This window comes from Pseudomonas sp. EA_105y_Pfl2_R69, assembly GCF_963970915.1.
In the GTDB taxonomy this organism is placed as follows: Bacteria; Pseudomonadota; Gammaproteobacteria; order Pseudomonadales; family Pseudomonadaceae; genus Aquipseudomonas.
Genome location: NZ_CAXAOO010000008.1, coordinates 18,437 through 31,206, shown reverse-complemented (window position 1 = coordinate 31,206; position 12,770 = coordinate 18,437). Strand labels below are relative to the sequence as shown.

The 12,770-nt window shown below is 64.9% G+C and carries 10 protein-coding genes; 1 reads left to right on the top strand and 9 read right to left on the bottom strand.

Annotation, left to right across the window (positions count from 1 at the left end; translation table 11 throughout):
• Positions 1 to 31: 31 nt before the first annotated feature.
• The 5 genes from AACY13_RS19385 to speB all read right to left on the bottom strand — a co-directional run bounded on the left by AACY13_RS19385 (position 32) and on the right by speB (position 6,251).
• Positions 32 to 1,372 carry a purine-cytosine permease family protein gene (locus AACY13_RS19385; protein WP_339463216.1) on the bottom strand — a complete coding sequence of 447 codons (1,341 nt, stop codon included), beginning with the start codon at positions 1,370 to 1,372 and terminating at the stop codon, positions 32 to 34.
• 91 nt (positions 1,373 to 1,463) lie between these two features.
• Positions 1,464 to 1,901, bottom strand: coding sequence for a YybH family protein (locus AACY13_RS19380; RefSeq protein ID WP_339463214.1), 438 nt, complete (start codon positions 1,899 to 1,901; stop codon positions 1,464 to 1,466).
• Between the two features lie 43 nt (positions 1,902 to 1,944).
• Positions 1,945 to 3,546 (bottom strand): 5-guanidino-2-oxopentanoate decarboxylase, encoded by a 1,602-nt coding sequence (locus tag AACY13_RS19375; protein ID WP_339463395.1) that lies wholly within the window; start codon positions 3,544 to 3,546, stop codon positions 1,945 to 1,947.
• 72 nt (positions 3,547 to 3,618) lie between these two features.
• The gene (locus tag AACY13_RS19370; RefSeq protein WP_339463213.1) at positions 3,619 to 5,013 is read right to left on the bottom strand and encodes a YjiH family protein; all 1,395 of its coding nucleotides are present in this window, start codon (positions 5,011 to 5,013) and stop codon (positions 3,619 to 3,621) included.
• A 278-nt stretch (positions 5,014 to 5,291) separates the two neighbouring features.
• Positions 5,292 to 6,251: an agmatinase gene (gene speB, locus AACY13_RS19365; RefSeq protein WP_339463212.1), complete on the bottom strand. Its 960-nt coding sequence runs from the start codon at positions 6,249 to 6,251 to the stop codon at positions 5,292 to 5,294.
• 232 nt (positions 6,252 to 6,483) lie between these two features.
• Here speB and AACY13_RS19360 point away from each other — a divergent pair, with 232 nt between their 5' ends.
• Positions 6,484 to 7,377 (top strand): LysR family transcriptional regulator, encoded by an 894-nt coding sequence (locus AACY13_RS19360; RefSeq protein ID WP_339463211.1) that lies wholly within the window; start codon positions 6,484 to 6,486, stop codon positions 7,375 to 7,377.
• 54 nt (positions 7,378 to 7,431) lie between these two features.
• Here the strand turns inward: AACY13_RS19360 and AACY13_RS19355 are convergent, their stop codons facing one another.
• The 4 genes from AACY13_RS19355 to AACY13_RS19340 all read right to left on the bottom strand — a co-directional run bounded on the left by AACY13_RS19355 (position 7,432) and on the right by AACY13_RS19340 (position 12,726).
• Positions 7,432 to 8,142, bottom strand: coding sequence for a DUF3047 domain-containing protein (locus AACY13_RS19355; protein ID WP_339463210.1), 711 nt, complete (start codon positions 8,140 to 8,142; stop codon positions 7,432 to 7,434).
• Positions 8,142 to 10,283 carry an FAD-dependent oxidoreductase gene (locus AACY13_RS19350; RefSeq protein ID WP_339463209.1) on the bottom strand — a complete coding sequence of 714 codons (2,142 nt, stop codon included), beginning with the start codon at positions 10,281 to 10,283 and terminating at the stop codon, positions 8,142 to 8,144. Before AACY13_RS19350 ends, AACY13_RS19355 begins: the two co-directional genes overlap by 1 nt.
• Complete coding sequence (locus tag AACY13_RS19345; protein WP_339463208.1) at positions 10,276 to 11,244, bottom strand: hypothetical protein; 969 nt, start codon at positions 11,242 to 11,244, stop codon at positions 10,276 to 10,278. The genes AACY13_RS19350 and AACY13_RS19345 overlap by 8 nt, the downstream gene beginning before the upstream one ends.
• Positions 11,245 to 11,346: 102 nt before the next feature.
• Positions 11,347 to 12,726 carry a sodium:solute symporter family transporter gene (locus AACY13_RS19340; RefSeq protein WP_339463207.1) on the bottom strand — a complete coding sequence of 460 codons (1,380 nt, stop codon included), beginning with the start codon at positions 12,724 to 12,726 and terminating at the stop codon, positions 11,347 to 11,349.
• Between the last annotated feature and the right edge of the window lie 44 nt (positions 12,727 to 12,770).

Below are 12,770 nucleotides of genomic sequence, written 5' to 3'. Positions count from 1 at the left end.
TGGCGGGTTAACCCCGCCACACTTATCCAACCTAGGCCAGTTGCGCCCTGGGTACCAGCACCCAGCGGCGCAGTACGGTGTAGCTGGCGGCGGTGATCAGAAACACTGGCAAGGAGGCTCCGAAGGCCAGTGGTTCGACCCAGCCCCAGTAGTAGGCCAGCAGCGCCCCGAGGCCATAGGCGGCGAAGGCGGCGGGGTTAAAGCCGCTGACATAACGATAGCGTCCGCCGTCCTCGCTGAGCAGATCGCCGACGTGGTAGTGGCCGCGATGGATCAGGTAGTAGTCCGCGATCAGCACGGCGAAGGCCGGGATAAACACGCTGCCGATGATCAAGAGGAAGGTCTGGAAGTTGTCGAGGATGCCGGGGATCTGCGAGCCGAGGATCGACAGCACGCCGATGCACAGCGCCGGTTTCCAGAAGCGGGTCTTGGGGCTGATATTCAGGTAGGACAGCGAGGCGCTGTACACGCACATCACGTTGGTGGTCATCACCGAGAGGAACACCACGATGGCCGCCGGCAGACCGAAGCCGAAACCGGCCAGCAGCACCGCCGGGTCGTAGGTCTGCTCCATGCCGGTGAGCACGCTGAAGCCAGATACCGTGGCACCCAGGCCCATGGCCAGCAGAGTGGCGGCGACATAGCCGACCCAGGTGCCGACCGCGGCCACGCCCTGGCTGCGGCAGTTGCGGTTGTAGTCGGCGGCCAGGGGAATCCAGGAAAACGCCGTGGCGATAACGATATCGAAGGCGATGCCGGGGCTGATCTCGTTGCGCGGCTCCACCGGCATGCTCAGCAGGCTGGCGAACTCGAACTTCTGCCCCATCACATAGAACACCGCGCCGGCCAGCAGCAACATGCCGATGGCGGCCCAGCGTTCGACCCGCTCGATGCCCAGGTGGCCGCGCAGGGCGATCAGCAGCACCAGGGTTTCGCAGAGGATGGTGAACAGCGGCAGGTTGGAGTAGCCGGTCAGATGTTCGACCGCGTAGTTCAGGCTCATGCCAGCCAGCAGCGCCTGAATCCAGCTCCAGGCCAGCAGGGTCAGCAGGTTGACCAGTGACGGCAGTTTCGCCCCCTGGGGGCCATAGCTGCCGCGCGCCAGCACCATGGTGGTGAGTCCCGAGCGCTGGCCCATCAGGCCCACCAGCACCAGCGGCAGGATGCCGATGGCGGAGCCGAGCAGCACGATCAGCATAGCTTGGATAAACGGCAGATCCGGCACCAGCAACATGCCGGTGAGGATGGTGGTGACCACCACGTTGGCCCCCAGCCACAGGGCGGTGGTGCCGCCGAGGCCGAGGCTGCGGTGTTCGCTGGAGGTGGGCGCAAGGCCGTCCTGACCGAAGTATTGGGCTAGGTTCTTGAACACGCTGGTGACTCCCCTGATTGTTGTGCTTATCGGTTCAGTTGGTGCGGTGCGTGGCAGTTACGGCAAGTTTGAACGGCTGTGCGCGTCGGTCTTAGCCAGTGGGCAGCAGCGACAGGTGTTCGTGGCAGGCCAGCCAGCGGCGGCTGCCGGGTTGGCGACGGAAGACGATGGTTTCGCGCTCCTCACTGTGCAGTTCGCTGCCGGCGATACGCAGCCGGGTGCTGACCTCATGGACGAAGATCGCGCAGTCACCTTGCAGGGTCAGCAGGGGCTTGCTGGAGGTGCAGGCAAGCACGGCAAAGCCATCGGCCTGCCAAGTACTCCAGAGCTGGCGATAAGCGTCGAGGTCAGTCAGTACCGTGGCACAGCTGTGGAAGACAAAACTGGCGTCCTCGCTGAACGCGGCGAAATATGCCGCGCTGTCGTTGCTGGCGAAGGCCGCGACCAGCGCCGCGGCGGCCTGCAGTACAGCCTGCTGGTCGTCGTGCTGCGCGGGGGTAAGTGCGGCTGGGCTAGCGTTACTGAGCATGAAGACCTCTGCAGTGATGGGTGGTGTGGTGCCAACGACCCGTTCAGGGATGGAAAGGCGCTTGTTCCAGCACTTCGATAATCAGCGGGCGGTCGCTCGGCGCAGTGCGCAGCAACTCGGCCAAATGCGCGTGATCGCGGGCGCGTTCGGCCATGCAGCCAAAGCCCCGAGCGATGGCCAGCAGATCCGGGGTATAGATATCCACGCCAATCGGGGTGATTTCACGCCTTTCCATATAGCGCTTGATCTCGCCGTAGCCGGCGTTGTTCCACAGCAGCACGATGATGCCGACCCCGGCTTCCACCGCACTGGCCAGCTCGGGCAGGCTGAACTGGATGCCGCCATCGCCCATCAGGCTGATCACCGGGCGCGAGGGCTCGGCCAGCTTGGCCCCGATGGCCGCCGGCAGGCCGTAGCCCAGGGTGCCGTAGCCGGTGGAGGAGTTGAACCAGCGCCGCGCACCGTCCAACTCCACCAGGTGGTTGCCGCTGTACACGGTCTGGGTCGAGTCGCCGACGAAGCGCGCCTCGGGCAAAGCCTCCAGCACGGTGTCGAACAGCTGGCGGTAGTGCGCCCAGCCGCTGAAATCCTCGGCCAATTGCGCCTGCACGGCGGCGGTGCGCATCGCCCCGAGGCTGTTGTCACGTTGTTCGCCGGGGTTGAATTCGGCCAGCAGCATGCGCATGGCCAGGCGCGCATCACCTTGTATCGCCAGGGTCGGGGCGAAGTTGCGCTGCAGCTGCTGGGCGTCGATATCGATGCGGATCAGCGCGCCACCCAGCTTGAAGTTGCCGTCGAATACCACGTCGTAGTCGGTTTCGCCCAGCTCGGTGCCGATCGCCAGCACCACATCGGCGGCCAACGCCAGCTCGCGCACCGGCACCAGCGACTGGTTGCTGCCCAGCAGCAGCGGATGGCCCGGCGGCAGCAGGCCCTTGGCGTTGATGGTTTGCGCGGTCGGCGCATCCAGGGCCACGGCCAGGGCGCGAGCTTCGGCTTGCGCGCTGACGCAACCACCGCCGAGCAGCAGCAGCGGGCGCTTGGCGTTTTTCAGCATGGCCGCCGCTTCGCGGATCAGCGCGCGGTTGGGCGCAGGGCGCTGGATGCTCGGTTTGGCGGCCAGCTGCATGTGTGTGGCATCGGCGGTGATGATGTCCAGCGGCAGCTCGATATGCACCGGCCGCGGCCGCTCGCCTTCGAATACGGCGAAGGCGCGGGCCAGTACGCTCGGCAGCTCCTCGACGCTCATCAGGGTATGGCTGAATGCCGTCACCCCGGCGGTCATCGCTCGCTGGTTGGGCAGCTCATGCAGATAGCCCTTGCCGAGGCCCAGGCGCTCGCGCTCGTTGACGCTGGAGATCACCAGCATGGGAATCGAGTCGGCGTAGGCCTGGCCCATGGCGGTGAGGATATTGGTCATCCCGGGGCCGGTGATGATGAAACAGACGCCCGGCTTGCCGGCTACGCGGGCATAGCCGTCGGCCATAAAGCCGGCACCCTGTTCATGGCGTGGGGTGATATGGCGGATCTTGCTGGCGGGCAGGCCGCGGTACAGCTCGACGGTGTGCACACCGGGAATGCCGAAGACGCTGTCGACGCCCCAGGCTTCGAGTTGTTTGACGAGAAATTCGCCGCAGGTGGTCATGTCATCTAATCCTGTGCTGTCGTCGTAGAAGCGGGTCATGCCCGCTCCTACGATCTGGGTTTGCGCCGCGTCTTAGCCGACGATCAAGTGCGCCATCAGCGCGATGATCGGCAAGGTGATCAGGGTGCGGATGATAAAGATGGCGAACAGTTCGAGGATGTTCAGCGGCAGCTTGGCCTTGATGATCAGCACGCCGACTTCGGACATGTAGATCAGCTGGGTCAGCGACACGCAGGCCACCACGAAGCGGGTCAGTTCGCTCTCGATACCCTTGCCCAGTACCGCCGGCAGGAACATATCGGCAAAGCCCACCAGCAAGGCCGGCGCGGCCTTGGCGGCTTCCGGCAGTTGCAGCAGCTCCAGCAACGGCACGATCGGCGCGGACAGCCAGTTGAAGATCGGCGTGTACTCGGCAATCGCCAGGGACACCGTGCCGATGGCCATCACCAGCGGCAACAGGCCGAGCCAGATATCCACCACGTTATGCACGCCGACCTTGACCATCTGCGCCGGCGAGGGGTTGGCGTTGGCGCGTTTTACCGCCTGCAGCACGCCCCAGCGCAGCAGTGAGGTGCCGGCGGGTACGTCTTCCTTGATCTGCTTGCCGACGCCGGCGACGTACTCGTCCTTTTTCCACGACAGCGGTGGGATACGCGGGGTGATGATCGCCGCCGCCAGGCCCGCCACCACCACGGTGAGGTAGAAGGGCACGAACAGGTGGTCGAGCTTCATAAAGCTGGTGATCAGCAGGCTGAAGGCAATCGAGGCGACCGAGAAGTTGGTGGCGATTACCGCCGCTTCGCGGGCGCTGTAGAAGCCCTTCTGGTACTGCTGGGCGGTGATCAGCACGCCGACGGTGCCGGAGCCGAGCCAGCTGGCGATGGCGTCGATGGCCGAGCGGCCCGGCAGGCCGAAGACCTTGCGGAACACGTTGCGCACCAGGGTGCCGCAGAACTCCATCAGGCCGAAATCGGTGAGCAGCGGCAGGATCAAACCGGCCACCAGGAAGAAGGTGATCAGCACCGGGGCCAGGTCTTTCAGCACCACGCCGCCGGTGTTGGCGTTCCACACCCATTCCGGGCCGAACTGCCAGAAGGTCATGGCGGCGAACACTGCGCCGAGTACGCGCAGGCCAAGCCACAGCGGGCTCAGATTGAACATCTCGTTCAGCGTATGACGCTCGGTAAGCCACTTGGGCTTGAGCAGGCTGGCGAACAGGCCAAGGGCGGCGGAGAACAGCAGCAGGCCGGTGGCGATAGCTGGCAGCCAGGCCGCAAGCCCGGTTTTCAGGGCGTCGGCCATCACGCCGAGGCCGATGGTGACCTTGCCGTCGTAGACGATCGGGGTGAGAAACAGCAGCACGCCGAGCAGCGAGGGGATCAGAAAGATCAGCAGCTGGCGCAGGTTGAAGGAGTTTTGAACGGGCGGCTGGTCGTCCAGCAGCGGCATGCTTTGTTCGGAGTTCATCATGGCACCCTATTTATTTTTGTAGTGCACGGGCACCGCACAAGGTGCCCGGTTGGCAGGCTGTTGAAAAACTACCTGCGTTGCCATCGCGGCGTTAAAAACAGGCTCAAAATGCTCATTTACAGCTAGTAAACTCCGCTTTTGACTCACTACGTTCGCCCTGCGGGCCAGCCTGCGGCTGTTACTCCGCTGCGCTGCGTAGCGCCTGTTTTTGCCTTGCGCTGGCTGCCTCGCCAACGTTTTTCAATGGCCTGTTAGTAGTCAGAAGTCAGGCGTCTTCAGCGTCGCTGAACACCCGGCAGCACGCAGAGCATTTCGTAGAGCAGGTTGGCCCCCAGCAGCGAGGTGTTGCCGGTGGTGTCGTAGGGCGGCGAGACCTCGACCAGATCGCCGCCGACCAGGTCCAGGCCCTGGCAACCGCGAATGATCTCGATCGCCTGGATGGTGGTCAGGCCGCCGATTTCCGGGGTGCCGGTGCCCGGTGCCCAGGCCGGGTCGATGCCGTCGATATCGAAGGACAAATACACCGGGCCGCCGCCGACCTTGGCGCGCACTTCTTCCATCAGCGGGGCCAGCGACTGGTGCCAGCACTCCTCGGCCTGCACCACGCGAAAGCCCTGCTTGCGGCTCCAGTTGAAGTCCTCGGCGGTGTAGCCCTGGGCGCGCAGGCCGATCTGCACCACGCGGTCGCAATCGAGCAGGTCTTCCTCCACCGCGCGGCGGAAGGTGGTGCCGTGGGCGATCTTCTCGCCGAACATATGGTCATTCACATCCGCGTGGGCGTCGATATGCACCAGGCCGACTTTGCCGTGCTTCTTCTTGATCGCACGGAGAATCGGCAGGGTGATGGTGTGATCGCCGCCCAGGGTCAGGGGCAGGATGCCGTACTCGAGAATCTCGTCGTAGGCCTCTTCGATGATGCGGATGGCCTCGGCCATATTGAAGGTATTGATCGGTACATCGCCGATATCGGCGATATTCAGCGAGTCGAAGGGTGCCGCGCCGGTAGCCATGTTGTAGGGGCGGATCATCACCGACTGGGCGCGGATCTCGCGCGGGCCGAAGCGGGTGCCGGAGCGCAGCGAGGTGCCGATATCCAACGGTACGCCGACGAAGCCGACATCCAGTTCACGTTTCTCTTCGGGCTTCTGGATATGTGGCAGGCGCATCATGGTGGCGATGCCACCGAAGCGCGGCATCTCGTTGCCGCCCAGGGGTTGGTGCAGGATCTTGTCCACGGCTAGGCCTCAGCATTGTTGTGGTTATAGGAGTCGTTGGGCCGAATTGTTGGACAGACTGCGCCTGCGACAAATCGCTGCAGGCAAAAACTTAGTTCAGAAATTTCTAAACTAAGCGGCTCTGCTCTACATTGGGCCGATGATCCTGGTGCGCGCGGCCTACGCGGTGGGCCGCCTGCCGTAGGGTGCGCTGTGCGCACCATCGATTTCTGCACGAGCCGAGGAGAACCCCATGACCAGCGCCCTGCCCGATCTAAAACTGCTGCGCATCTTTGCCTCTGTGGTGCGCCACCAGGGCTTTGCCGCGGCGCAGCAGGAGCTCAATCTGTCGACCTCGGCGATCAGCACCTATATGAGCCAGCTGGAAAGCCAGCTGGGCCTCAGTCTCTGTCATCGCGGTCGCGGCGGTTTCAGCCTGACCAGCAAGGGCGAGTTGTTCCACCAGGAGACCCTGCGCCTGCTCGGCGAGCTGGAAGGCTTCGAGCGTTATTCGGCGGCGCTCAAGGGCGAGTTGCGCGGCACCCTCAACCTCGGCGTGCTGGATTCCACCGTCAGCGACCCGGCCTTGCCCCTGGCCGAGGTGATCGGCGCTTACAGCCAGGAGCATCCGGCGGTGCACCTGCATCTGTCGGTGGCCAGCCCTTACGAGCTGCAACTGGCGGTGCTGGATAACCGCCTGGACCTGGCCATTGGCGCGTTTTCCACGCGGATGAACGGCCTGGTCTACCAGCCGCTGTACCGTGAGCAGCACTGGCTGTATTGCAGCGAGCGGCACTCGCTGTTTGGTGCGCGGCGCATCCCCGAGGAAGTGATCGCCCAACAGCGCATGGTTGGCCGCGGCTACTGGAGTCAGGCCGAGCTGGCCCGCCACGGTTTCAAGCACAGCGCGGCGACTGTGGAGTCGATGGAGGCGCAGCTGATCCTGGTGCTGTCCGGTGCCTATATCGGTTACCTGCCCGAGCATTACGCGCAGCCCTGGGTCGACCAGGGTCGGCTCAAGGTGCTGCTGCCGGCGACCTTCGGCTACCAGGCCCCCTTCTCGCTGATTCTGCGCCGCGGGCGCTCGCGGGAACCTTTGCTGCAGACCTTCCGCGACCTGCTCAAGGCTCAGCTTAATTCGGCCTGACGGACGCGCCGATTGACCTATGTCCCGCGTTGTTGGCGGTGCGCGCGGCGCACCCTACGGACTCTCGACCAGCCTGGGGGCGGCGAAATAGCTTTCCACCGACTCGCCGGTGTTGTCGCTGTCGGCGGCAAACACTACACCGAGAATCTTGCGCGGCGCGCTGCCGAAGGCGGCGATGGCGTCCGCGCGCAGATCCCGCGACTCTTCCAGCCACCGTCCGAGCGGCGCTTCCGGGCCGCGCAGCACCTGCATCTCCACCGTTTCGGTGTAGGCGCTGCGGGCCTGGCTGCCCGGCGGTTGGCGGTTGTCCCAGACGTAGCTGAGGGTCGCCGCCGGCAGGTCGGGGTCGAAGAAGGTACGCGCCAGGCGCAGCTTCTGCCGGGTGATAAAGCTCAGTGAATCGAGCGGGTAATCCAGCAGCACATAGACCCGCGCCGCGTAGTCGTCACCTTCACGGGTGGCGAAGCGCGCCTGCTCAAGTTTCTGCTCGGTGCGCCATTGCCAGCTCAGCTGCCAGGGCTCTGCGCCATTCAAATTCAAGGGATGCAGCAGGCCACCGGCGGCGCTGTCGGCCTTGATCCGCAGCACCTGTTGGTCCTCCTGTGCGACCAGGCTGCGTTGCGACGGCTTGAGCTTGGGGATATCCGCCAGCCGCCAGGGTGGCGACCATTCGCCCTCGGGCGGGCCAGAGGTCCAGGGCGTTAGCTGGTTATCGGCCAGGGCCAAGGGCGTGGCTAACAGTAGGGTGATTAACAGGGCGCGCATCAGCTTCTGCGCCAGGTATGAAAACGCTCGACCAGGCGCAGCAGCCCTTGCGGCGCATGCGCGCGTTTCCACTCGCCGGCGGCGTATTTATTGGCCTCGGCCATGGTCGGATAGGTGTGGATGGTGCCGAGAATCTTGTTCAGGCCGAGGCCGTGCTTCATCGCCAGCACATATTCGGCGAGCAGTTCGCCGGCGTGTTCGCCGACGATGCTCACGCCGAGAATCTTGTCTTTGCCCGGCACGGTCAGCACCTTGACGAAGCCATGGGCGGCCTCGTCGGCGATCGCCCGGTCCAGATCATCGATGCCGTAGCGGGTCACTTCATAGGCGATGTTCTGCGCCTTGGCTTCGCCTTCGGAGAGACCGACGCGGGCGACTTCGGGATCGGTGAAGGTGCAGGCGGGAATCACCCGGTAATCCACCTTGAAGCGTTTGAAGCCGCTGAACAGCGCGTTGACCGCGGCATACCAGGCCTGGTGTGCGGCGACATGGGTGAACTGGTAGGGGCCGGTGACATCCCCCACCGCGTAGATATTGGGGAAGCGCGTGGCCAGGTATTCGTCGGTTTCCAATGTGCCGTTGGGCCGCACGCTCAGGCCCAGCTCCTCGACGCCGTAGCCGCGGACATTGGCCACCCGGCCGAGGGCCAGCAGCAGGCAATCGAAGGCGATGGTCACCTCCTCGCCGGTGTCCAGGCGGCGGGCGACCATGCGCTGCTCGCCATCCACCACTTCGAAGCGCTCGGCGCGGTGCTGCAGGCGTACATCCACGCCGTCGCTGCGCAGGCTATTGAATACCAGCTCGCTGGCGTCGGCGTCTTCGCGCGGCAGCAGGCGTTCGGCCAGTTCCACCTGAATCACCTGGCTGCCGAGGCGCTGGAAGGCCTGGGCCAGCTCGCAGCCGATCGGCCCGCCGCCCAGCACCAGCAGCCAGCGCGGCTGCTCGCGCAGGCTCCAGATGGTATCCGAGGTGTAGCCCTGTACCTCCTCGATACCGGGGATCTTCGGCACCAGCGGTCGCGCGCCGGCGGCGATAATGATGCTGCGCGCGCTCAGGCGCTGGTCGCCCACTTCCACCGCCCAGGGCGAAACCAGTTTCGCCTCGCCCTGGATCACTTCGACGCCCAGGCCGGTGTAGCGCTCGACCGAGTCATGGGGTTCGATATCGGCGATGACCCGCTGGATACGCTGCATCACCGCGGGGAAATCCACTTGGCCCTGCACGCCGTTAAAGCCCAGTGCCGGGCCCTTTTTCAGCTCGTTGGCCAGCTTGGCCGAACGCAGCAACGCCTTGGACGGCACGCAGCCGGTGTTCAGGCAGTCGCCGCCCATCTGGTGCTTCTCGATCAGGCTGACCTTGGCTTTGACCGCGGCGGCGATATAGGCGCTGACCAGACCGCCAGCCCCGGCACCGATCACCAGCAGGTTACGATCGAAGACTCTGGGCCTGTTCCAGCCGGCATACACCCGCCGCGCCTGGATCAGGCCCAGCAGCTTGCGCGCGATCAAGGGGAACAGCCCGAGCAGGACGAAGGCACCGAGCAGCCCTGGCGAGAGGATGCCGGCCAGCGAATCGAGCTGGCCCAGCTCGCGCCCGGCGTTTACGTAGACCAGGGTGCCCGGCAGCATGCCGAGCTGGCTGACCCACCAGTAGGTGCGCAGCGGCAGGCGGGTCAGGCCCATGGCCAGGTTGATCAGAAAGAACGGGAACACCGGTACCAGGCGCAGGGCGAACAGGTAGAACGCGCCTTCGCGCTCGACACCCGCATTGATGCCCGACAGGCGCTGGCCGAAGCGCGCCTGCACCCAGTCGCGCAGCAGAAAGCGGCTGCTGAGCATGGCCAGGCTGGCACCCAGGGTGGAGGCGAAGGACACCAGGACAAAGCCTTCGAACAGGCCAAATAGCGCGCCAGCCAACAGGGTCATCAAGGCCGCGCCGGGAAGCGAGAGTGCCGTTACCGCCACATAGGCGAGAAAGAACAGGCCGGCCGACTGCCAGGGCTGCGCTGCCACCTGGGCATTCAGCGCCGCCTGCTGTGCCTTAAGTGCGTCGAGGTTGAGGTACTGGCCGATGTCGAAGACAAAAAAGCTGCCCAGCAGCGCGAGGATCAGGCCCATCAGGGCGAGTTTGCGGCTATTCATCGGTCAGTGTCTCCAGGGTGCACAGGCTTTGGCACAGACTGAAACCGGCCAGCAGGGCGTGTTCGGGGCGGTCGCTCAGTTGGCCGAGCACCCGTGAACGATAGGACAACGCCGCCGGGCTATGGGTGGGCCACTGGCGGTCGAAGTCGGCGAGAAAGGCATGGTGGTCGTAGTTCAGCGGCAGGGCCTCGATATACAGGCCGTCGCGCTGGCAGCGGTACAGCGCCGCCGGATGCGGCGTAGTGGCGATGCGGCTCAACAGGCCGTAACGGCCGCCGGCAAAGTTGGGCATGCCGGCCGCGCCATTATTGGTCAGCGCGCCGTGCTCAAGGTTCAATGCCACCGCCGCGCAGCTATGACTGGTGGCCAGCACCTGGACATCCTGGGCGGCGAGCCAGGCATCCAGCTGCTGCTGACGCGCCGGTTCGCTCAGCGCTTGCCGCGAGCAATTCCAGCCAGCCAGCGACTGTTCATCGCCATGGCTGATCGCCACGCGCCGGCCGCCGACGCTGACCAGGGCGGTGGCCGGCCGTGCGGTCAGGCATTCGGCCATACCGGGCAAACCCTGCACGGTACTGTTCAGTTCCTGCTGAATGGCATTGGAGCGCTCGACCACCGCGTTATCCACGCTCATCGGGTAGGCACAACCGCAACCGGCACCGCTGTCGTCCGCGCGGCCCAATTCGGTTTCGACATTTCCGCGCAAGGCCAGATGGGCACTGATGCCCTGCTCGATCTGCTGGAAAATCTCGGGATCACGGTCGAACCAATGGGCGTCGCCGTTAAACACCACGCGCGCCTTCGGTTCGGCCGCCAGTCGCCGTTGCAGTGCGGCCAGGGCCTGGCGATTGCCATAGAGGCCGCCGACCACGTAGAGGGTTTCACACGCGAATAGCGGCTCGCCGCTAAAGGCATCCGCGGCCAGGCGGTAGTCCAGCGGGCAGTCACGGCCGGCGCGCATCAGGCTCTAGCCCCCGCCAAACAGGGGTAGGGTGCGCCGTGCGCACCAATACCGCAGGCAGATGCCTGGTGCGCACAGCGCACCCTACGAAGCCCAGCAGCATCATGCTGCCCTCCGTAGCCAGCCTGGGAGCAAATAACCCAGCACACACAGTCCCAGGCCGTAGAGGTTGGTGCCGAGCAGCAATGCGTATTTGCCGTCGCCTATGGCCCAGCTCTGCGGAATCCAGTTCAGGGTCAGGGCCATGCCGAGGCCCAGGCCGGTCCAGAAACTCAGGTGGAAGCCCAGGCGGGTTGGCGTGGTCAGGCCGTGGAGGACGAACACCGGGGCCAGGCCGATGACCATGGTGCCGCTGATGGTGGTGGCCTTGAGGATATCGGTGCCGGCGATCATCGGCAGATTGCCGAGCAGGGCAAAGACCACCATCACCGCCATGCCCACGCCGATGGCTTTCTGCCCGAGGTCGCGGCCGGCCAGTTTCGGCAGCTCGCGCCCGGCCAGTTTGGCCAGGCTGGAGAAGGTCGAATCCAGGGTCGAGCCGGCGGCCGAGACCATCACCACGGTCATGATCAGCAGCGCGCCGATGCCCAGGGTCTTGGCCAGGGCGGCGGGCACATTGTCCGAGGTGGCGATACCCTCCAGCTGCGCATGCACGCCGATCAGGCTAAAGGCCAGGATGGCGATAAAGCCGAGCACCCCGGCAATCACGAAGGAGCGGCGCATGGTCTTTTCTTCGCTGATAAAGCCGCGGTCGGTCAGCACCGGATCATGGAAGCCGTAACTGAAGGCCTGCAGGCCGGCGACCAGGAGCAGGTCGACGCCGGCATTCAGCGCCCAGTGGCTGGTGCTGGCCAGCTCGGCCGGCGAATGCTGTGGCAGCACCAGGCCGAGCACCCAGACCAGGGCGACGACGAAGATCGCCGCCTGCGCCGCGTCGGTGAGGATCGAGCTGCGCAGGCCGCCGCGCAGGCTGTAGGCCAGGGTCACGGCGGTGAACAGCAGGGCCGAGGCGATAAATTCGAAGCTGCCGGAGTCGCCGTAATAGCCGCCGACCACCGCGGTGTTGCTCCACACCTCGTTGAACAGGCGGATCAGGATCGCGGCGGAAAACGCCAGCGCCGCGCCACGGCCGTAGTGGCTGCTCAAGAAGCTGACCAGGCCGGTGGCCGCATAACGCCGGCGCAGGCGGTAGATGACGAAGCCGGTCAGCGGAATCGACAGCCAGTACATGGCATAGGCCAGGCCGCCGACAAGGCCGTAACTGGCCCCGAGATTGGCGGCATTGGTCACCGATTTGGCGAAGATCCAGCTGATAAAGATGCTTGAGGTCAGCAGCCAGGGCGCTGCGCTGCGGCCGCGACTGTCCTCGCCATTGAAGAAACCGCCCAGGGTTACGGCGCGTGGCGACAGGGCGAGCATCAGCGCGCCGTAGACCAGGAGAAAGCCCCAGAAAAACAGCCCGGTAAGACTGGTGGGTTGCATGGACCGATCCTTAATTAAGGGTTATGCCGTCGCGTAGGGTGCGG